Consider the following 20428-nt stretch of genomic DNA (forward strand, 5'->3'; position numbering starts at 1 on the left):
TTAAAGCCCCCTCTCTTTTACCCACTGCACTGCAGCTTGGCCATCAATTAGATCTTTAACACCAGCAACAACAATCCAATCACCATCATTAAGACCACTAGAGAATGCACCGTTTTCAATGCTCACTTCAGTTTTGCTTACCGCTTTACTCTCTGGGTTCCAAACGAAAACAAAGCTTTGTCCAGATTCTTCTAATATGCTTCCAACCGGTGCTCGATTATCTTTGCTCGCACTTTGAGTGCTGGTCTCAATTTGAACTAAACTTGTCATGCCTGGAAATACATTGAGTTCATCCGGAATAGGCAGTGTCAATACTAAGGTGTAACTGCCCGTGGATGGATCTGCTACCGTGCTCAATTCCTTCAACGATGCGCTATACCATTGTTCTCGACCTTGAAACTGAACAGCTAAGACTGGGTTTGAGTTACCATCACGTCGCGAAGTTTGAAAAGAACCAATAAGTTGTTCCGGTAACTGGAAATTTACATCAATCGTCGATTCTGTTTGTAAGCTCATTAACTGTTGTTTCTCATAGACGTACTCATACGTCTCGACGTATTGGCTGGCAATAACACCGTCATAAGGTGCAAGCAATTTGGTGTAACCAAGATTGACCTTAGCCTTATCCAACGCAGCTTGACTAATTGAATACTGGCTTTTTGAGCGGTCGAAATCACTTCTAGAAATAACGCCTTTCTCGACCAACAGTTTTGAGCGTTCAAACAAGACCTCTGCAAGATAGAAATTGGCTTGCGCCACCTCAAGCTCCTGGTTATACATAGCGGGGTCCAAAACAGCTAAGGTTTGGCCAGCTTTTACAAACTCTCCTGGTTTTACCAGTATTTCATTTAGTCGACCCGCAACTTGAAAAGATAAAACAGCCGTATCTGATGCAAAGGTTTCACCCGGTAAGGTTCGTACACGAGTACCACCACCGATCTCGATTTGCTGCACAACAACCGGTCGTGGAAATTCGGCCTGAGGTGTTTCAGGCTCTTTCCCACACCCCGTGAGTACAATTGCACTAAACAGCAGCACACAAAGACTACGGCAAACTCGAAATGTCATAAGTATTCCTAAATTAGTTATGTGTATATCACTTAGACTAGGTAGCAATTCGATAAACTGCTACCTCTAATGTGTTTCAAGGTTGTGTATTATAGCCACTCATGTTGCATAGTCAACAAAATAGACGCATTGACATGTGTCCACCCTGAGACACGTGAGGATCCTCAAATGAATTGCCGTGCTTTAAATCGATACCAACAAACGAAACTCGATTGTGTCCTTTATTTTTCATCAAGATAGTCGAAAACACAGGCTAGCCATGTCAGCGATATCCCGCTCAAGTAACGCATCGTTGATATGGTTTGGCACAAGGAATTTATTGGTGTGATTTCGCAAATTAGTTAATGTCGGTGGATGTCCGGTCAATCTTGGTAATATTTTCGCTAATAATCTAAGGCTAGACTCGTAACTTAAGTAAAGTTTGTTTTTCGATCAAACGCACCCAATGGACGCTTACAATCTAAACACGCGTCACATTAATCAATTAGCTATTTTGTCCGTTTCGACTAAACAAACTCCAGATCACTAGTAAGCACTTTGATACACAAGTCTGATGAATCCGATAAAGCGTTTCGCGCGCAATTTTTGATTGTAATTAGACAGATAAACCGACACGACTTGCTAACATGCCACTATTTATTAGATTAGTTATGCTATAGTGACTTGCTTATCGCGTCTCTCCTTTTCTTGATAAGTAGACAATCTTAACTATCGATTTTATGGTTTAAGTCCTCCCGATTTAAATTCATTTCATGATTCATTATTTGAGTCCAATCGATTAGGCATCTCATTCAAAGTTCAGTATCAACCTGCAAGTTGCTGGCATTACTTTTTGCCAGAATTTTCAAGCAAACCTCTGCATTGAACAGCTAGGTAGTCGTGCTTGCTATGCAAAAGCTTTGCTGCCTAGGTCAATTTCAAATTTATTTCTATAACTCATTGAGGCTCAAAACCTTGGCCCATTAGCGATCTCAATTGCGCGCTGTTGGCGTCCCTGTATTTGATGCACACAACAAGGACACAAAGCTATGCAAGTTCTAAAAGTTGGCGTAATTGGCACGTCTAGAAAGGAAGATGAGCGACGTTTTCCAATACACCCCAAACATTTGCACCGCATTCCAGAATCTGTGCGGCAACAACTTGTATTTGAACGTGGTTATGGCGAACCCTTTGGCATTAGTGACGATGAAATTGCCACCTTAAGCGGTGGTATTGCTAGCCGTCACCAGCTACTAGCAGAAATTGGCACTGTCATTATTGCCAAACCTGTTTTAGCTGACTTACAAGAGCTACGCGAAGGCGGCACCTTATGGGGTTATGTCCATTGCGTTCAGCAGCGAGATATTACCCAAGCTGCGATAGAACGAAAACAAACCCTGATTGCTTTCGAGGACATGTTTATCTGGTCTGAAAATGGCATGATGGGCCGACATACTTTTTACAAAAATAATGAAATGGCTGGATACTGCGCTGTATTGCACGCGTTGCAGCTTAAAGGTATTGACGGTCACTATGGTAATCGACGTAAAACCATCATTTTTGGATTTGGCGCGGTCAGTCGTGGCGCAATCTATGCGTTAAAAGCCCATGGTTTTAGAGATATTACCATCTGTATCCAACGGCCTGAAGATCATGTTCGCGAAGAAGTTCTCGACTGCCGCTACGTAAGGGTTAGAGCAGGGGAAGAAGGAGAAGCGCGGATGGTAATGGTTGAACATGACGGTAGTGCACGCCCATTGACGACACTTATTGCTGAAGCAGACATTATCGTTAATGGTACTTTTCAAAACACCGAATGCCCCACTGACTTCGTACTTGAATCGGAAGCTGAGTGTTTAAAACCTAACAGCTTGATTATTGATGTTAGCTGCGACGAAGGGATGGGGTTCTTTTTTGCGAAACCAACCAGCTTTAAACACCCCATGTTTAAGTATAAAAGTGTCGATTACTATGCCGTTGACCACACCCCTAGTTACCTCTGGGAGGCTGCTACTCGTTCTATCTCTGCTGCACTAATTGTCTATTTACCAAATGTTCTAGCAGGACGAGAAAGTTGGCAACAATGTGAAACGATTAGAAAAGCCATTAACATCGATGCTGGTACAATTAAAAGCCAAGCCATCTTGTCTTTTCAACATCGTCACGCGCACTACCCACACCTTGAAATGGAGCACGATAATATCAAGGTTGCGCAGCTGGAGTCTTAGAACTCGAGTCTTCAAGGCTACTAGTATTGCGAGTACTTATACCAATTCCATTATAATTTTGGTCTTTTACTTCTTGTACTAAAACGCTTAGCTTTAGGAAGAAGTCGCGGTTATTAGCGGTCTAATGACAAGAGTTATGACGACAAGATTGGTGTTTTAGTCAAAACAATAATGATCAATAAATTACTGTGATTGGTATTAACACCGCAACGCGATTGCTGCTGGCCAAGATGGTCCATTAGCAAGACAATAAAAAAGCGAGCCTAAGCTCGCTTTTTTTTAATCCAAACACCCTAGAAAGGCATTTTCATGCCCGGTGGTAATTGCATGCCACCTGTAACATCTGCCATACGGGCTTGAGATTGTTCTTCAACTCGGCGCACAGCATCGTTAATTGCAGCGGCTACCAAATCTTCAATCATGTCTTTATCATCTTCCATCAAGCTTTCATCGATATTGATGGCTCTAACATTGTGATTTCCAAGCATGGTAACTTTAACCAAGCCAGCACCTGATTCGCCAATAACTTCCATGGTTGCGATTTCTTCTTGGGCTTTTTGCATGCGCTCTTGCATTTGCTGCGCTTGCTTCATCATATTGCCCATTCCACCTTTAAACATATTTATTTCCTGTGTTTGTCGTTAAGCAGATTATACGGAACTTTAATCTGTACTCAATTAATCTAAGTAACGAAGGCTTTGCTCTTGCATCACCCCGCCTAAGTTGTGAACGATAAAGCTAACATTGGTGTCAACGCTTAAACGTTGAGCGGCTGCATCTAGATTATCGATATGACGCTGCTGCGTAATCAGAGCTGGATTTCTACGTCCATCGATATGCGCATACTGCAGATCTACATTGTGATTAAGACCCAATAAAGCTGTGAGTTCATTTTGAATCTCAATTAAAGAGTTTTGCTTGGCAAGCGCAGCAGCTTCAGGCGCTACCCACAAGTGCCATTGACCATCAAAACTCAGGACAGCAGCACGGCACATTTGGCGCGCGATAGGTCCCAAATTAAGCTGATCTGTTTGCAACTCCCACCACTCGTCCAATCGTTCTGGTGAGTAATCAATTAGCTTAGGATCTACATTGGGAGCTTTATGTGTATTTTCAACTAGCTCTGTATTTAAATCATGACTTGGACGACTAGGCTTAGTTGAAGCGGTTATCGGGGCAGGATCAACCTGCTCAGTCTTTTTTGGGCCCTGTCCTCGTTGCCGCATACGATCACGAAGCGCGACTAAGTCCTGGGTGCTGCTAGATACCGGGTGCTCTGATGCAGAAGCTCTTGCTTCAGGGATCGCTTGCGAAGCAGCGTCTTGCCGGTTTTGCGCTAGTTGCTCCGTCTGAACGGCACTCGCAATCTCAACTGCTGCTACTGGTGATTGTAAAACACTTTCATCATGCTTTGGGACGGGCTCAGAATCGACCGCCGCATGCGCTATATAACTCTGTTCTTGGCTCGAACGGTTGGGATCTGGAGTATGCACCTTGCTCGGCGATGGCTCTGCGCTGTAACCTTGCTGCTGCGCCTGCGCTAGTAATTCATCTTGCTCTTGAATTAAAGCTTGGCTTTGATCCAGTGAAGAAGGGTTATTCTGGCCAGCGATTGCTGGTGCCCGCTCTACTTCAACCTGCCCTTTACTTCTATCGCCATCATTAAGTGCGGAAGGTGCGAACACTGCATTGCTCTCGTTTTCTGGCACAAAAGCGATTAAACGCAGTAGTGTCATTTCGAAAGCAAGCTTAGGACTTGGTGCAAATTGCAGGTCTTGGCTCGCATTTACCACGATTTGGTAATACAGCTGTAATTGCTGAGGATCGAGTTGCGCAGCTAGGCTTAACATGGTTTCGTTTTTCTCACGACCAGGAAGCACTTGTGACATTGCTATTTGGTGTAACAGTTTTGCCAATTGATGATGTAATTGTTGATAGTCAGGTGCAAATTGCGATAACTCTTCAAGTTTTCTAAAAGCTTGGTCAGCATCGCCGCTAACGACATAACACAATAGTTGGGTCAACTGGTGAGGGTCGATATTACCAAGCATAGCCAAAACTTGAGCGTGAGTAATTTGACCGCCCCCTAAAGCTAAGGCTTGGTCACTTAAACTCAATGCATCTCGCATACTTCCATTTGCAGCTTCGCTAATTGCGTCTAACGCGGCTCTATCATAGCTTCGTTGCTCTTGGCTTAGTATTTTAACCAGTTGGTTGGCAATAGTGTTTTGACTAAAAGCTTTCAGCTGAAATTGTAAACAGCGGCTTATCACTGTGATTGGTAATTTTTGAGGATCAGTGGTAGCCAGTAAAAACTTGACGTGTTCAGGCGGCTCTTCAAGGGTCTTTAGTAAGGCATTAAAACTGTGACGAGACAGCATATGCACTTCATCGATTAGATAAATTTTATAGCGACCAATCGAAGGTCGGTATTGAACATTCTCGAGTAATTCCCGAGTATCCTCGACCTTGGTTCTCGATGCGGCGTCAATTTCTAATAAATCAACGTAGTTCCCTTGCTCAACCGCTTTACAACTAGAACATTCGCCACAGGGTGATGATGAAACACCTTGCTCACAGTTTAAGCTTTTTGCAAACAGACGCGCGATACTCGTTTTCCCCACGCCTCGAGTGCCGGTAAACAAGTAAGCGTGATGCACGCTATTTTGTTCAAGCGAGTTAACTAACGCAGTCAAGACATGTTCTTGCCCGACTACATCAGCAAAGGTTTGCGGACGCCAGGTTCGCGCTAAGGCTTTAAACGCCATATTGTTTATTCGCCTTCAAACTCAACCAAGGCATTGATCTCAACACCCATATCAACAATGCGTTGGTATCCCGGAAGGTCCACTAAATTGATGACAAATGCGGCATGATTAACTTCACCACCAAGTTTGCGGATCAATTTTATACTAGCCTCAGCCGTACCGCCAGTTGCGATCAAATCATCAATTAAAAGTACTTTATCGCCGGGTACAATGGCATCGGTATGGATTTCAATAGTATCAACACCATATTCAAGTTCGTAATCTTGACTGATGGTCTCGCGTGGCAACTTACCCGGTTTACGCACGGGTACAAAACCCAAACCTAATTCATAAGCTAAAGGCGTTCCAAAAATAAATCCTCTAGATTCGGTTCCCACGACTTTTGTAAATCCATGATCTTTGAAGGCTTCAATCCAAGTTTGGATCACAGCGTGAAAGGCTTTGGGGTCTTCTAGAAGACTGGTTACATCTCGAAATACAATTCCTGGTTTTGGGTAATCAGCAACTGATTTAATGCTTTGTTTAATATATTCGAGAGTTTTCGGGTCCATAATAAATCCAGTTAAATGGTGGTGTGTGCCAGACTTGTTTAAGTCGGCTGTCAGTGTCGAGAAGTATCGCAAGTTGCAAGGCAGCTTGCAAAGAACGTTTACTAAAACTGTGTGTCAGACAATAGCAAATTAAGCTATTTCTGTTGAGCGCTGCAGTAAATCTTTAATCGCTTGGGTTTGCTTAAGTAGACGTAATTCAGCAAACAGTTCTCTAGCTTGCGGATACTGAACTCTTAAGTATGCAAACCATTGTTTTATTCGGTTAGCAAAGTACTTGGCTTTGTCACCACTAGTTTCCATAGCGGTATATACCATGATCAACTCAATAACTTGAGACCAGGTATAGGGCTGCTGATGCCCTCGAATTACATTGGCTAAATTAGGCAGTTGCAATGCACCACGCCCCAACATTAGGCGTTGGGTTTGCGTCTGTTGCATACAGCGAGTAGCTGCATCTGCGCTAACAATCTCACCATTAGCAATCACCGGAATGCTTAACTGTTGTCTAACTTCGTCGATTTTAGGCCAAGTAATTGTGTTTGCACGATAACCATCTTCTTTGGTACGCGCATGAATCGCTAACTCGTCTGCGCCACCGGCTTCAACTGCTTGCGCTACTTCAAAGCACTGGTTTGGATCATCCCAACCTAAGCGGATTTTGACGCTTAAAGTTTGACCGATTGGAACCGCTTTGCGCATTTGCGAAACAATTTGATAAATCAGTTCTGGCTTTTTAAGCAAGACTGCGCCGCCCTCACTTTTATTAACCTGCTTAGCTGGACAGCCACAATTTAAGTCGACCCCCGGAGAACCTAGTTCTATTGCTCGGGCGGCATTTTCAGCTAACCATTGTGGATGCTGTCCAAGCAGTTGCACACGCACCGGGCATCCCGCTAGAGTCTTTCCGTCATTGTGTAATTCAGGAGCTAAACGGTAGAACGTACGCTGCGGCAATAGCGAGTCGACCACTCGCACAAATTCTGTCACGCACAGATCGTAGTCATTAATCTGGGTGAGTAAGTCGCGCATAAGAGGATCTAATACACCGTCCATCGGGGCTAGGCTAAGCTGCATTAATAAAGCTCAATACTTGAAAAGAGCGCTATTGTACACGCTTTAGTATCAAACCCAAGATATGAGTTAATGCTTTAAACCGAATGCTAATTATCAAGAAATTTCAATAAACACGGTAATTTTTGACACAAATCATGAAGTTGCTCACAGTTCGCTGGCTATACTAAACCATTGTCAAATCTAGTGAGGAAACAGTGTGAGTCACACTGAAGTAAGAAGTCGTTTACTAGGCTTACTCGCAAGCCAAAAAGCCGAGATCATTGTTGAGTTTTCGCATTCAAGCCGACCCAGCTTGCAGCTAAGTGCTGAGCGTTTGCATCAGATGTCGCATTCCGAACTTATTGAATTGGCTGAAAAAATAGATGACCAGCGTTTACATGCTAATCTTAAACAATTACAGCGAATAGATGCAGCACTTTGCCAACTAGATATAGGCATGTATGGTTTATGTAGCGACTGCGAAGAGCCAATCGAAAGCAAAGCGTTGGAGCTTGACCCCTGTGTTCAACGCTGTCGTAGCTGCCAAGACAAACACGCGAATATCCGCCGTAAACATATTCACGCACTCTAGCTGTGAATTCGACGTATTAAAAAGGCCTTCAAATTGAAGGCCTTTTTTGTACACAAAGCTATTTATTTTTTCTTAGATTTGTCTTCTACAACCCAAGCACTGTTTTGATAATACGCACGCCAACCTGTCGGTTTTTTCTCGACTTCTGTAGAGAGGTATTGTTCTTTGGTTTTTCGACTGTATCGTACTAATGCTTTGTTACCCACACTGTCTTTTTGAGGTCCATCGGCAAGGTAATGAAACTTTGGAGACAAACGCTCTCTAAAGCGATGTAGTTCTTCAACCAAAGGCGCGCGAGTTTCCCGAGATTTCGGGAAGTTACTTGCAGCCATGAACAATCCAGAAGCACCATCCCTTAAGACAAAATAGGCATCGCTATTGCTGCATTCCAATTCTGGTAAATGCACCGGATCTTCTCGCGGTGGAGCCACTTCACCATTGCGTAAAATCTTACGAGTATTGGTACATTCTTCGTTAGTACAAGCCATATACTTACCAAAACGACCGGTACGAAGCTGCATATCACTACTACATTTCTCGCACTCAACGATTGGGCCATCATAGCCCTTGATCTTAAACTCACCTTTCTCGATTTCGTATCCATGGCAATCAGGATTGTTACCACAAACATGCAACTTACGCTCACTATCAATCAAGTAGGAGTCCATCGCCGTTGCACAAATTGGGCATCGACGTTTAGCCATTAGAGCTTGGGTTTCTTGATCGTCTTCATTGCTAGCGACGGCTTCTTCACCAGGTGTTAAGTTAATCGTACACTTACAGCGCTCTTTTGGCGGTAAGGCATAACCAGAGCAGCCTAAAAACACACCTGTACTTGCAGTTCTAATTCCCATCGGACGACCGCAATCTGGGCATTGAATATCTGTTAGTACCGGCTCGTTAGCGCGCATACCATCATCAGCATCGGCTTTGCTTAACTGCTTAGTAAAGTTGGCATAGAACTTATCTAAGGTATCTTTCCAACCAAGTTTACCTTCAGCAACGTCATCAAGCTGTTCTTCCATGCCGGCAGTAAAGTCGTAACTCATCAAATCATCAAAGCTTTCGACTAATCGTTCAGCGACAATTTCGCCCATTTTCTCGGCGTAAAAACGACGGTTTTCGGTATGCACATAACCACGGTCTTGAATGGTCGAGATAATTGACGCATACGTTGAAGGACGGCCAATGCCTCGTTTTTCTAGCTCCCGAACCAACGATGCTTCATTGAATCGCGCTGGCGGTTTAGTGAAGTGTTGTTTTGGGTCCAAGGCCAGCAAGTCCATTGACTCACCAGTCGTAACATCGGGCAGAATTTTGTCTTCATCTTTTTTGCCGCGTATAGCGCTGATCACGCGCGTCCAACCATCAAAGCGCAGGGTTTTTCCGCGTGCTTTTAACTCGTAATCTCCGGCTTTAACGCTAATGGTGCTTGAGTCATACAAGGCATCGGTCATTTGACAAGCTAAAAATTGGCTCCAAATTAATTCATAGAGTTTTTTAGCATCAGCTTCGACACTCAGGTCAACCGCTACAACGTTAACATCAGAAGGTCGAATGGCTTCGTGAGCCTCTTGCGCCCCCTCTTTGCTTGAATAACGAAGTGGGTCTTTTGGAAGATATTTAGCCCCAAAATTGTCGCCAATATAATCGCGTGCACCAGCAACTGCATCTTGGCTTAAGTTGGTTGAATCAGTACGCATATAAGTAATGTAACCAGCTTCATATAAGCGCTGAGCCAGCATCATGGTGCGTTTAACACCATAGCCCAAACGGGTACTTGCGGCTTGTTGTAGTGTAGAGGTAATAAAAGGAGCTTTTGGCTTAGAGCGTGTTGGTTTATCTTCGCGAGAACTAACCAGATATTTGGCTTGATTTAAATCAGCTACTGCTTTGTCAGCTTGTTGCTGATTTACCGGTTTAAAACTCTGACCTTGGAATTTGGCAACTTCCATACGTAAATTGGCTTTTTTGGCCGTATTTAAATCCGCATGAATATCCCAAAATTCTTCAGGTACAAACGCTTTGATCTCACGTTCTTTTTCAACCACTAATCGTACTGCAACCGACTGTACTCGCCCAGCAGAGAGGCCCCGAGCAATTTTTTTCCATAGCAACGGAGAAACCATGTAACCAACAACACGGTCCAGAAAACGCCTTGCTTGCTGCGCATTAACACGGTCAATATTTAGTTCGCCAGGTTGGGAGAAAGCCTCTTGAATAGCACTCTTGGTAATTTCGTTAAACACCACGCGTTTGAAGCGGCTGTCATCACCACCAATCACTTCACGTAGATGCCACGCAATTGCCTCTCCTTCCCTATCCATATCCGTTGCGAGATAGATTATGTCAGCGTCTTCGGCAAGTTTTTGAAGTTCCGCAACAACTTTCTCCTTGCCGGGAACCACTTGATAACTAGCTTTCCAATCATGTTCAGGGTCGATACCCATACGCGAGACTAAGGCCTTTTTATCGCGCTTGGCTTTTAACTTGGCTTTTTCTTCAGCACTAAGACCTTTAGTAACCGCCGGAGTCGCCTTTTTACGGGTTGTTGAGCCACTTTTAGGTAAATCACGTATATGACCCACACTCGACTTCACCACGTACTGACGTCCGAGGTACTTATTAATTGTTTTTGCCTTTGCCGGTGATTCGACAATTACGAGAGATCTACCCATTTATATCTAGCTTCCAAAGAGAATTGCTAAGCTCATGCAGACAAAACTAGCACGGCTGAAAGGTTTGGCGAATTATTTTGCTTATATTTATATTGCTTACAAAGCTACTCAGGTCAACAAAAAACTTCTGTTCTGCTGCTATCCGGGTGAAAAAACAGCTGATTTGCTACTTTGATCGAAACTTTCTTACATCTTGTTTGCATTTCTTCACAACTAACTTCAAATAAGGCTATACTGCGCCGATTCCGATTCCAGTCTTTCGAATCATTGGTATATTTTTTCTTTTTCACGCAAGGGAGCGGCATGAAACACTATGAAGTAAATTTTGATGGTTTGGTCGGCCCAAGCCATAACTACGCAGGCCTATCATTCGGAAACGTTGCCTCACTGAATAACGCTCAAGGTGTTTCAAACCCTAAGCAAGCTGCGTTGCAGGGCTTAGCTAAAATGAAAGCTTTACACGATATGGGCTTTTCTCAAGGCGTACTTGCGCCCCAGCAACGTCCAGACTTAAATTTGTTACGCCAAGTAGGCTTTTCAGGCAATGACCAGCAAGTACTTGAAAAAGCGTCTAAGCAAGCACCGGCAATCTTATTAGCTGCCTACTCTGCTTCAAGTATGTGGACAGCAAATGCTGCCACGGTTTCGCCAAGTGCGGACACAACTGATGGTAAAGTTCACTTCACACCAGCCAATCTAACCAGTAAGTTGCACCGTGCAATAGAGCCCAAAACAACAGGTAATATTCTGCAAGCCGTATTCAAAGATGAAAAATTCTTTGCTCATCACCATGCGCTTCCCAGCAACGATTTTTTTGGTGATGAAGGGGCTGCTAACCACACCCGTCTTTGCGCAGATTATGGTAGTGCAGGCGTTGAGTTGTTTGTCTATGGCAAGCAAGCTAGTAATCTAAACACCCCTGCCCCTTTAAAGTTCCCTGCAAGGCAAACCTTAGAGGCGAGTCAAGCTGTAGCACGTTTGCATGGTTTGGACGATAGTACGACGGTATTTGCTCAACAAAATCCGGATGTGATTGACCAAGGGGTTTTTCACAATGATGTTATTGCCGTTGGTAATCGAAACGTGTTGTTTTATCACCAACAAGCATTTTTAGATAGTGACAAACTCAAACAAGATTTACATCAACGTTTAGAAGGGCTAGATCTGCATTTCCTTGAAGTTCCCACCAGCGAAGTATCCATTCAAGACGCTGTTGAGAGCTATCTATTTAATACTCAGATCCTAAGCCGTCCAAACGGCGAAATGATGATCGTTGCGCCTTTAGAATGCCAAAACAACCCACGTGTATATGCTTACTTAGATAGTATTGCCCAACGCGGTACACCGATTACTAAAGTTCAATATTTTGATGTAAAACAAAGCATGCAAAATGGCGGAGGTCCTGCGTGTCTTCGTCTTCGAGTCGCTTTAAGTGAACAAGAACTTCACGCGGTAAATCAGAATTGTTTAATGAGTGACAGTTTGTATGAAAAATTAGTGGCCTGGGTGAACAAAAACTACCGTGATCAACTCGCTTTCGACGACATGAGAGATATAGTGCTCATACAAGAAATTCAACAAGGACTCGATGAACTGAGTCAAATACTTCACATCGGCAGTGTTTACCCTTTCCAGCAAATCTAATCCTGATCCATCTTTTGATTTGGGTACTAAATCCGGGTATATATTGTCCAATGTATACCCTTTCTGATAGGGCTATCCCATGAAAACAGCAGTTTTTGTTGATGTACAAAATATTTATTACACAACGAGGGAAACCTACGGCCGCCCGTTCAACTATCGTCGTTTTTGGGAAAACCTCAGTCAAGAGCATGAAATCGTAGCCGCCTATGCCTATGCCATAGATCGCGGCGATCAAGGGCAGCAAAAATTTCAAAGCGCACTTAAACATATTGGCTTTGAGTTGAAGCTTAAACCCTTCATTCAACGTGCCGATGGCAGCGCAAAAGGCGATTGGGATGTAGGTATAACTATCGATGTTCTAAGCTGGGCAGCTTCGGTAGAACAAATCGTTTTACTCTCAGGCGACGGTGATTTTGAAATCTTAGTTGATCATGTCCAACAAAATTTTGGTAACTATTGCAAAGTTGTATCGGTCGCGCCCTTAAGTGCCCAAGTCCTCATTCGGCGCGCCAACGATCACCATAACATCGGCCCATCAGATCTGCTGTAGGCTAAAAGCTTAGCCTAGCTATACGATGAATATTTGTCGCCAATCATTGGCATTTTCAGCTTTGCTGCTACACTAGCGCCCATTAATTAAAGAGCCGCCGCATTTTTGCGCAGCAAACCCTTGAAGGTTAGTTATGGATTTAAAAGCTGAGTTACAAAAACTGAATGAACAAATAGAGCGCTTCAAACGTAAACGCAGCGCTGCTGTAACTCGTGAAGACCCTAAAGTTATCGCGCAGTTTGACCGCGAAATAGCTGTCGCAACAAAAAAAGTAGCATCGCTTAAACACCAGCTAAGTAAAGAAATTGGTGATAAGAATAAAGCGTTAAAAAGCTATGCCTTTAGTCGTGTCATTACTAAAGCAGAACAAGCTGATATGGGGAAGTTGAAAAAGTCAGTTAAGGGCTTAGTTGTCGTGCACCCCATGACTGCGGCTGGTCGAGAGATGGGGCTTAAAGAAGTCACAGGTTACGCAGCTAAAAAGTTTTAATATACTCAAATACAACTCGTATCAAGGCCTTGCTTGATACGAGTCTTCAAACTTTGTTACTTCGTCCAATCCCAAGAACGCGCCGCTAATACTTTCAGCGCCAGGCTTTCAATCGTCATCGAAGCCGCTTGTGCAATTCGTTCGCTAAGCTTTTTCTTACCATGATATTTGAGTAACACCACTTTGAATTTATCATGCGCTTGCATCACAAAATCGTCACTGGTTTGAATTTTATCGATCAACTGTAGGTCCAATGCTTGACTACCATACCAATGTTCACCGGTTGCTACTTTTACAATATCAAGTTGAGGACGACGCTCACTCACAAATTCTTTGAACAACACGTGTGTCTCTTCGAGCTCTTGTTTGAATTTTTCTCTTGCAGCATCAGTGTTTTCACCAAACATCGTTAATGTGCGTTTGTACTCACCAGCGGTTAGCTGTTCAAACTCAACATCATTCTTTTTCAATATCTTATTAAAGTTAGGGATCTGTGCGATTACACCAATCGACCCAATAATGGCAAACGGGGCAGCGATTAGATCGTTGCCTAAACAGGCCATCATATATCCACCACTGGCAGCAACTTTATCAACCGAAATAGTAATATGAATATTAGCAGCGCGCAGACGCTCAATTTGAGATGAAGCCAAACCATATGCGTGAACCATACCACCGCCACTTTCCAGACGAATAAGCACTTGGTCCTCTTCGTTAGCGGCGATAATCACGGCGCTAACCTCTTCACGCATCTCTTGGACTTCTTTAGCATCGATACTGCCTTTAAAATCCAAAACGAATAGGCGCGGTTTACTCGTTTCAGGTTCTTTTTTAGCTTTTTTCTTTTCTTGTTTATGCTGCTTCTTCAACTCTTTTTTATGCTTTTTGAGCTCTTCTTTACTTAATAAGCTGGCAGTAAGGGTTTCGCCCATTTCTTCATGAAGCTCTGACAAATCTGTGAGTTCCAACTCGCCATTACGGTGTTTCTGCTTCATCCCTAAGCCAATCAAAATTAAGGCAATCGCAGCGATTGAAATTACAATCGTTAGTGACTTCGCCACGAACATCCCGAGTTCAACTAAAAAATCCAATGCTTTCTCCTAGGTCGGTAATGTATATGCTTACCGAGTTGCGCCTCAAACAGAGGCATAATTTATGGGATTTATACCATATTTAGCGCTCGAGCGTGAACAAGTGCCTAAAACTAAACTTTATGCGCTGCACCGGATAAATGACCATGCTATAGTTTTATCAATAGACCGCATAAGCAACTTTTTATAACAAAGTGATGGTGCAGCAACGCAAGGTACCTTTGCTGATAAACCCCCGTTAACTGTGTGAAAAAGTGCTCTGCATTAGATTTTTTAGAAAGGATTTCACTTGACCACAGCTCAGAACTATCAAGCCACCGATAACTGCCTGCAAGGTAAAACGATATTAGTAACTGGAGCGGGTGACGGAATAGGCCGTCAAGCAGCTCTAAGCTACGCTCAGTACGGAGCAACCGTTATTTTATTGGGTCGCACTGTAGCTAAACTCGAATCAGTTTATGATGAAATTGTCGCTTTAGAATATAGCGAACCCGCCATCGTTCCACTAGATTTAAAAGGCGCCAGTGCCCAAAACTATCATGACATGGCAGCTACAATCGAAAATCAGTTTGGAGCACTAGATGGCGCCCTGTTAAATGCAGCAATGCTTGGCGTGTTGAGTCCTTTTGCTCAGATCGAAGAATCTTTATTCGACGAAATGATGCAAGTCAATGTGAAGTCGCAATTTTTACTAGCACAAGCACTATTACCTTTGATGAGTAAGTCTGAACATAGCTCCCTCATATTTACTAGCTCAAGTGTTGGTCGAACAGCTCGAGCCTATTGGGGTGCTTACAGCATTTCAAAATTTGCTGTTGAAGGTATAAGTCAGCTCATTTCAGACGAGTATGAGCAAAGTACATTGCGCTGTAATTGTATTAATCCAGGTGCAACGCGTACCAAAATGCGTGCCGGTGCCTATCCAGCGGAAGACCCCCAGTCATTGAGAACAGCACTAGACATTATGCCGAGTTACTTGTATCTAATGGCCGATGACAGTATCGGTGTAAACGGTCAAAGCTTAGATGCACAACCGCCAAAATCGTAAATACTAAGCAGGATGACTTTTTGAGTATGAATCGTTCTTATCGCGCAAAATCCACTCTAGAACAATGGCGTATTTTTCAAGCCGTTGTTGAGCAAGGCGGTTATGCCCAAGCGGCTTTTTACCTAAATAAAAGTCAATCCTCTTTAAATCACGCTGTAGGTAAGCTGCAAAATATGCTTGGCGTTCAGTTACTCCAAGTTACTGGTAGAAAAGCAGAATTAACCGAAATTGGTCAAGTCATGCTGCGCCGAAGTTTAAGTCTTACGCAAGGAATCGAGGAGCTAGAAGGGCTCGCACTTAATCTACAGCAAGGCTGGGAACCAGAAATCACCTTGGCTAGAGAAATTATTCACCCGACAGCTCCTGTTCATCAAGCTCTAAAAAGTTTTCTGCCCCTAAGTAAAGGAACCCGTGTCAAAATTATCGACACGGTGATGAGTGGCAGTGAAGAAATGCTAACCAATGGTAATTGCCAACTCGCCATCATGCCTGTACTGCCTAAAGGCTATCTTGGTGAACCGCTTATTAACATCGAAATGATTCTTGTCATTGGTGCATCGCACTCATTGGCGAAACGCAGAAACTCTCTAAATGTTAGCGACATTGCTCCACACTTACAGATTGTAATTCGCGATACAGCTAGTCAACCTAAAGAAAACCAAGGTTGGTTACGCGCAGAGCAGCGTTGGACGGTTGGAAGTTTTTATGAGGCTATCGATCTGGTTAAGGAAGGTCTAGCATTCGCTTGGTTACCACGGCATTTGATCAGTGCTGAACTGCGCAGCGAAGAACTAATTCAGTTAAAAGTATTAGGTGGCAGCATAAAACGCATGGAATCATATCTAGTACTACCTGATGCTGAACAGGCTGGTCCAGCCACACGTTTGTTGTTTGATCAGCTGCTAGAAAGCCATGCGACTAGCTCGTCTTGATCTTGATGAAGCAGGCTAGCCGCACTGTTGGTGATCACATCTAAAACGACAACCAATGACGTAAACTTCGAGTTAAGCGCTCACTCAAATCGAGGTCTTTGATACTTTGCTTCACGGCTAATCCTGTTATAGGTTCATCGGTAATAATCCCATCAACACCTAATAGCAATAGTCGTTCCATTTCGCTGGCATTATTTATCGTCCACACATGAACTTCTTGTTCGCGTTGTTGAACTTCTAGAAGTTTCCATGCACTTAACCATTGCTGGCTCACCATTAGTATATCAACATCACGTTCGATACTGGCACTTCCAACACTTGCCGCATAGATAAGCGCAAAGCGCAAATTTGTTGGCCTTTGCTCTTTAAATTCATCCATTACTGCTTGCAATAACACTGTATCTAGGCTGGATATAATAACCGCAGAATCTATGGTCTTCACGATTTCAGCGACAGCACCAGACAACGCAAGACTAGTATTATATCGTTTTAGCTCAATGTTAAATTCTATTGAGTCAGAGTAGAGTTCAAGCATGTCACTCAACAGTGGTGGCGAAGCTAGCCCCTGTTGTTGATACACCGCGGTTATTTCGGAATAAGTGCTCTCTTCCACGATGATGGGGTCAAGTGCAAGCCGACGTAAATCTCTATCATGAAATAGAATAACCTGTGCATCGCTGGTGATTTGCACATCAATTTCCGCGGCCCCTATGCCAAGTTCAATAGATTTTTTCAAACCAGCTTCGCTGTTCTCAACCGCTAAAAAACCACCGGCTCGATGCGCGGTGATTTGACCATGGCTACCTTGTTGTAAATGCTCGACTAAAGCGTTAACTGAATGAAAGGCATTATAGAAGCCAACAACTACAATGGCGCAGATGAAAGCCCATATCAAAGGTCGACGTCTAGTTTGTCTTTCTTGGACTGCGACTAATCGTTGCTCGGTGCTCACAAACCGGTGACGCTTGACCTGCAAACGCAGTAGATAGTATTGGCACGCCGCATAAATAAACCGATCAGCAAAGGTGAGCAGCACACCAATAACGCCGACGATCGATGCTGCTAACACTAACCACCAATACTGTAAATCTTCAGAGTTCAAACTCCATTCAAGCACAGGACGGAAAACAACAAACAAAGTCGCTGCCAGCAACGCAAAAATGGCTGTTCTACTCGTTAGCCAAACAATGTGTCCCCAAAATATATAGGAGTAGATATCGCGACTAATACGCCTAGCCTGCTGAAACAATTGCCATTGACTGCAGTCTTGGAGCAGGCTCATTGGTAGGGCCAACCACCAACTCGCCCAATACCGCAATACAAACACAGTAATGGGGAGTGTTACCAGGATCAGAAGAGCAAAGGCCATCCACACAGTATTGATGTCTTGACTGAGGTAGTAGTTTATATCCCAATCAGCCAGCATAAGGCCATAGACCCAACGCCCAGCCCACACCAAGGATACGAGTAGCACCCCTACGCCTATAGACTGGAATAATACAATTTTAGCCACTCTCCAGCTTCGCGCTAAGATCAACTGCAGTGTTTCAATAACCGATTTTTTGCCAACATCATGTTTGGCCAATAAAATGGTAATCACACTGTGCTCAACAAAAAAGCTAAAACTAATCTGTGTTAACAGCCAGACCGACAACAAAAAGCCTAATGGGGAGAGTATAAAGCCAAATATTTCTTGGTTGGCAAAGGCATCAACCCCTTGCCAGCGCATTAAAGTGGTTGTAAGCCATAAATCGAAAGGTACAAACACCGCAGCTAGACTGATGTTGATGATGAGGAAACAGGCAAACATTTGTAAACCCGAGCTGCGTAAGCGATGCAACATAAAACTAGCAATGTGTCGCGCTCGGCGCAAAAACTTAACAATCACTAATGCAAATATCCCAGTCAAAGAGCGTTGTTTTATCAACATGAACGGTTATCATAACATCGCTTTAGACAAATCACGCAATTACGAAATAAGGGAAGTTAATGTTGCGACTACTTGGCGGTATATTAAGCGCTTTGCTCATCACTCAGTCAGCTTATGCACAAAGTCAATTCTTGTTTATGGGTACTGGTAGCGTCACTGGTATTTACTATCCTACCGGCAATGCACTGTGCCGTATTTTGGAACAAAGCGACTACGGCCGCCAACTAACCTGTAGCGCAGAAAGCTCAGGGGGAAGTATTGACAACATTGATGCACTTGGTCGTAAAGAACTCGATTTAGCAATTGTTCAATCAGATATACAATGGCGGAGTTTCTTCGGTCAGGCTGAATTTACGAATCAAGGACCCAATGTAGAACTGCGCTCCTTATTTTCGCTGTATCCTGAGACATTTAGTCTTTTAGTTCGAAGCGACAGTGGTATTGAAAGCCTTGCCGATCTTTATGGTCGTTCACTGAATATCGGGCCAGAAGGCAGCGGACAACATGCGACCAGTTTACTAATGCTAGATGCACTCAACATTAGTAGCGAACGTTTCGCAAGCCTCAAACAATATAAGCCTGACGAACAAGCACGCGCCCTTTGTAATGAACGGGTGGATGGCATTGTATATGTCGTAGGCCACCCGAATACCTCGTTGCGTGAAGCGACCACAATGTGTGAAACACGCTTGATATCATTATATGACCAGCAAGTTAACACCATTATTGATCGCTTTCCTTTTTTTACTCGAGCCAGTATCCCAGAGCTAATTTATGCAAACAATGCAAATGCAGTAAACACCTTCGGTGTCGCAGCAACGATGGTAACAACCGCACAGTTGCCTGAAGAACAAGCTTATGCATTTGTAGCTGCGATATTCGAGCAATTGGAGTACTTAAAGTCACTGCACCCAGCATTGGGTCAGCTATCAGCAACAAAAATGTTAGAAGATGGATTAAGTGCACCTTTACATCCAGGTGCGCTTCGTTATTATCGCGAACGCGGCTGGATTGATTAAGCCCTCTATTAAACAACCAATTAGGAGTTTGTCCTTGGCCTATCAAATTATCCCGGTCACCCCGTTTGTACAAAATTGCAGTTTGTTTTGGTGCGAAAAAAGCAAAAAGGCAGCAATTATAGATCCCGGTGGTGATGCTGAAGTTATCTATGACGCAGTACAAAGCCGAAGGCTAATCGTTGAGAAAATATTACTGACCCATGGCCACCTTGACCACGTCGGTGCCACCGCCGACGTAGCAGCCCATTATCAAGTCTCCATTATTGGACCTGAACGCGAAGACCATTTTTGGATCGATCAGTTAGCCATGCAATGTCAAATGTTCGGTTTTCCTATGGTCAAAGAGTTTAGTCCAACCCACTGGCTTGAACACGGACAAACAATTAGCGTCGGAGAGCGCCAGCTAGAGGTACGTCATACTCCAGGTCACACTCCTGGGCACGTGGTATTTGTAGACTATGCGGATAAACTAGCCATAGTTGGAGACGTTTTATTCCATGGATCAATCGGGCGTACCGACTTTCCTAAAGGCGACCACGCCACACTTATCAATTCTATACACACTCAGTTGTATACCCTTGATGACGATTTCGAATTCATTCCTGGTCATGGTCCCATATCTACAATTGGGGTTGAAAAAACAAGTAATCCACATACTCGTTTGTAGCGAATAATTTCTTAGCACATAAGACAAGGTTGGTTCCTATGTGCTAATAATCCACGATGTAGAGCTGCTGCTCAGCTGTTGAACCCGCATGTAAATCCTAATTTCATCTAAAGTTGTAAGTTTGACAGTGATCTCATTTC

17 protein-coding genes are annotated in these 20428 nt (G+C 43.6%); 9 read left to right on the forward strand and 8 right to left on the reverse strand.

Annotated elements, in window-relative coordinates; all coding sequences use genetic code 11:
- Positions 1–1068: an efflux RND transporter periplasmic adaptor subunit gene (locus DBZ36_RS07360; protein WP_120354256.1), complete on the reverse strand. Its 1068-nt coding sequence runs from the start codon at positions 1066–1068 to the stop codon at positions 1–3.
- A gap of 1028 nt (positions 1069–2096) precedes the next feature.
- Between DBZ36_RS07360 and DBZ36_RS07365 the strand changes: the two genes are divergently transcribed.
- Entirely contained in the window at positions 2097–3275 is a 1179-nt protein-coding gene (locus DBZ36_RS07365; RefSeq protein WP_120354257.1) for a N(5)-(carboxyethyl)ornithine synthase, read from the forward strand.
- Positions 3276–3568: 293 nt separating this feature from the next.
- Here the strand turns inward: DBZ36_RS07365 and DBZ36_RS07370 are convergent, their stop codons facing one another.
- The 4 genes from DBZ36_RS07370 to dusC all read right to left on the reverse strand — a co-directional run bounded on the left by DBZ36_RS07370 (position 3569) and on the right by dusC (position 7668).
- A complete protein-coding gene (locus DBZ36_RS07370) occupies positions 3569–3895 on the reverse strand; it encodes a YbaB/EbfC family nucleoid-associated protein (protein ID WP_120354258.1) in 327 nt (108 codons plus the stop codon).
- 57 nt (positions 3896–3952) lie between these two features.
- Positions 3953–6043 (reverse strand): DNA polymerase III subunit gamma/tau, encoded by a 2091-nt coding sequence (dnaX, locus tag DBZ36_RS07375; protein WP_120354259.1) that lies wholly within the window; start codon positions 6041–6043, stop codon positions 3953–3955.
- Positions 6044–6048: 5 nt separating this feature from the next.
- Positions 6049–6594 carry an adenine phosphoribosyltransferase gene (gene apt, locus DBZ36_RS07380; protein WP_120354260.1) on the reverse strand — a complete coding sequence of 182 codons (546 nt, stop codon included), beginning with the start codon at positions 6592–6594 and terminating at the stop codon, positions 6049–6051.
- Positions 6595–6723: 129 nt separating this feature from the next.
- Positions 6724–7668, reverse strand: coding sequence for a tRNA dihydrouridine(16) synthase DusC (gene dusC, locus DBZ36_RS07385; RefSeq protein WP_120354261.1), 945 nt, complete (start codon positions 7666–7668; stop codon positions 6724–6726).
- A 196-nt stretch (positions 7669–7864) separates the two neighbouring features.
- On the opposite strand from dusC, the gene DBZ36_RS07390 reads away from it, so the two are divergent.
- Positions 7865–8239 (forward strand): TraR/DksA family transcriptional regulator, encoded by a 375-nt coding sequence (locus DBZ36_RS07390; protein ID WP_120354262.1) that lies wholly within the window; start codon positions 7865–7867, stop codon positions 8237–8239.
- A 62-nt stretch (positions 8240–8301) separates the two neighbouring features.
- On the opposite strand, the gene topA is transcribed toward DBZ36_RS07390, so the two are convergent.
- The gene (gene topA / locus DBZ36_RS07395) at positions 8302–10917 is read right to left on the reverse strand and encodes a type I DNA topoisomerase (RefSeq protein ID WP_120354263.1); all 2616 of its coding nucleotides are present in this window, start codon (positions 10915–10917) and stop codon (positions 8302–8304) included.
- Between the two features lie 303 nt (positions 10918–11220).
- Between topA and astB the strand changes: the two genes are divergently transcribed.
- The 3 genes from astB to DBZ36_RS07410 all read left to right on the forward strand — a co-directional run bounded on the left by astB (position 11221) and on the right by DBZ36_RS07410 (position 13601).
- On the forward strand, positions 11221–12561 hold the full coding sequence (gene astB / locus DBZ36_RS07400) for an N-succinylarginine dihydrolase (protein ID WP_120354264.1): 1341 nt from the start codon (positions 11221–11223) through the stop codon (positions 12559–12561).
- A 79-nt stretch (positions 12562–12640) separates the two neighbouring features.
- Positions 12641–13111 carry a LabA-like NYN domain-containing protein gene (locus tag DBZ36_RS07405; protein ID WP_120354265.1) on the forward strand — a complete coding sequence of 157 codons (471 nt, stop codon included), beginning with the start codon at positions 12641–12643 and terminating at the stop codon, positions 13109–13111.
- 133 nt (positions 13112–13244) lie between these two features.
- Positions 13245–13601, forward strand: coding sequence for a YibL family ribosome-associated protein (locus DBZ36_RS07410; protein ID WP_120354266.1), 357 nt, complete (start codon positions 13245–13247; stop codon positions 13599–13601).
- Between the two features lie 56 nt (positions 13602–13657).
- On the opposite strand, the gene sohB is transcribed toward DBZ36_RS07410, so the two are convergent.
- Positions 13658–14692, reverse strand: coding sequence for a protease SohB (gene sohB / locus DBZ36_RS07415; protein ID WP_120354267.1), 1035 nt, complete (start codon positions 14690–14692; stop codon positions 13658–13660).
- A 289-nt stretch (positions 14693–14981) separates the two neighbouring features.
- On the opposite strand from sohB, the gene DBZ36_RS07420 reads away from it, so the two are divergent.
- A complete protein-coding gene (locus DBZ36_RS07420; protein ID WP_120354268.1) occupies positions 14982–15740 on the forward strand; it encodes a YciK family oxidoreductase in 759 nt (252 codons plus the stop codon).
- Between the two features lie 26 nt (positions 15741–15766).
- The gene (locus DBZ36_RS07425) at positions 15767–16672 is read left to right on the forward strand and encodes a LysR family transcriptional regulator (protein WP_120354269.1); all 906 of its coding nucleotides are present in this window, start codon (positions 15767–15769) and stop codon (positions 16670–16672) included.
- A gap of 40 nt (positions 16673–16712) precedes the next feature.
- On the opposite strand, the gene DBZ36_RS07430 is transcribed toward DBZ36_RS07425, so the two are convergent.
- Positions 16713–18602, reverse strand: coding sequence for a glycerophosphodiester phosphodiesterase (locus DBZ36_RS07430; RefSeq protein WP_199711799.1), 1890 nt, complete (start codon positions 18600–18602; stop codon positions 16713–16715).
- A gap of 59 nt (positions 18603–18661) precedes the next feature.
- Here DBZ36_RS07430 and DBZ36_RS07435 point away from each other — a divergent pair, with 59 nt between their 5' ends.
- Together DBZ36_RS07435 and DBZ36_RS07440 are read left to right on the forward strand one after the other, a co-directional pair.
- The gene (locus tag DBZ36_RS07435; protein WP_120354270.1) at positions 18662–19621 is read left to right on the forward strand and encodes a TAXI family TRAP transporter solute-binding subunit; all 960 of its coding nucleotides are present in this window, start codon (positions 18662–18664) and stop codon (positions 19619–19621) included.
- A gap of 34 nt (positions 19622–19655) precedes the next feature.
- Positions 19656–20288, forward strand: a complete 633-nt coding sequence (locus tag DBZ36_RS07440; RefSeq protein WP_199711800.1) for an MBL fold metallo-hydrolase — start codon at positions 19656–19658, stop codon at positions 20286–20288.
- Positions 20289–20428 lie beyond the last annotated feature (140 nt).

Origin of the sequence: Alginatibacterium sediminis, from assembly GCF_003610775.1 — a bacterium.
Taxonomy (GTDB): domain Bacteria; phylum Pseudomonadota; class Gammaproteobacteria; order Enterobacterales; family Celerinatantimonadaceae; genus Alginatibacterium; species Alginatibacterium sediminis.

Excerpts from the sequence above, each read along its gene's own strand:
- DBZ36_RS07360 (WP_120354256.1), bottom strand. The coding sequence starts at position 1,068 with ATGACATTTCGAGTTTGCCGTAGTCTTTGTGTGCTGCTGTTTAGTGCA.
- DBZ36_RS07365 (WP_120354257.1), top strand. The coding sequence starts at position 2,097 with ATGCAAGTTCTAAAAGTTGGCGTAATTGGCACGTCTAGAAAGGAAGAT.
- DBZ36_RS07370 (WP_120354258.1), bottom strand. The coding sequence starts at position 3,895 with ATGTTTAAAGGTGGAATGGGCAATATGATGAAGCAAGCGCAGCAAATG.
- dnaX (WP_120354259.1), bottom strand. The coding sequence starts at position 6,043 with ATGGCGTTTAAAGCCTTAGCGCGAACCTGGCGTCCGCAAACCTTTGCT.
- apt (WP_120354260.1), bottom strand. The coding sequence starts at position 6,594 with ATGGACCCGAAAACTCTCGAATATATTAAACAAAGCATTAAATCAGTT.
- dusC (WP_120354261.1), bottom strand. The coding sequence starts at position 7,668 with ATGCAGCTTAGCCTAGCCCCGATGGACGGTGTATTAGATCCTCTTATG.
- topA (WP_120354263.1), bottom strand. The coding sequence starts at position 10,917 with ATGGGTAGATCTCTCGTAATTGTCGAATCACCGGCAAAGGCAAAAACA.
- astB (WP_120354264.1), top strand. The coding sequence starts at position 11,221 with ATGAAACACTATGAAGTAAATTTTGATGGTTTGGTCGGCCCAAGCCAT.
- DBZ36_RS07405 (WP_120354265.1), top strand. The coding sequence starts at position 12,641 with ATGAAAACAGCAGTTTTTGTTGATGTACAAAATATTTATTACACAACG.
- DBZ36_RS07410 (WP_120354266.1), top strand. The coding sequence starts at position 13,245 with ATGGATTTAAAAGCTGAGTTACAAAAACTGAATGAACAAATAGAGCGC.
- DBZ36_RS07425 (WP_120354269.1), top strand. The coding sequence starts at position 15,767 with ATGAATCGTTCTTATCGCGCAAAATCCACTCTAGAACAATGGCGTATT.
- DBZ36_RS07430 (WP_199711799.1), bottom strand. The coding sequence starts at position 18,602 with ATGTTGATAAAACAACGCTCTTTGACTGGGATATTTGCATTAGTGATT.
- DBZ36_RS07435 (WP_120354270.1), top strand. The coding sequence starts at position 18,662 with ATGTTGCGACTACTTGGCGGTATATTAAGCGCTTTGCTCATCACTCAG.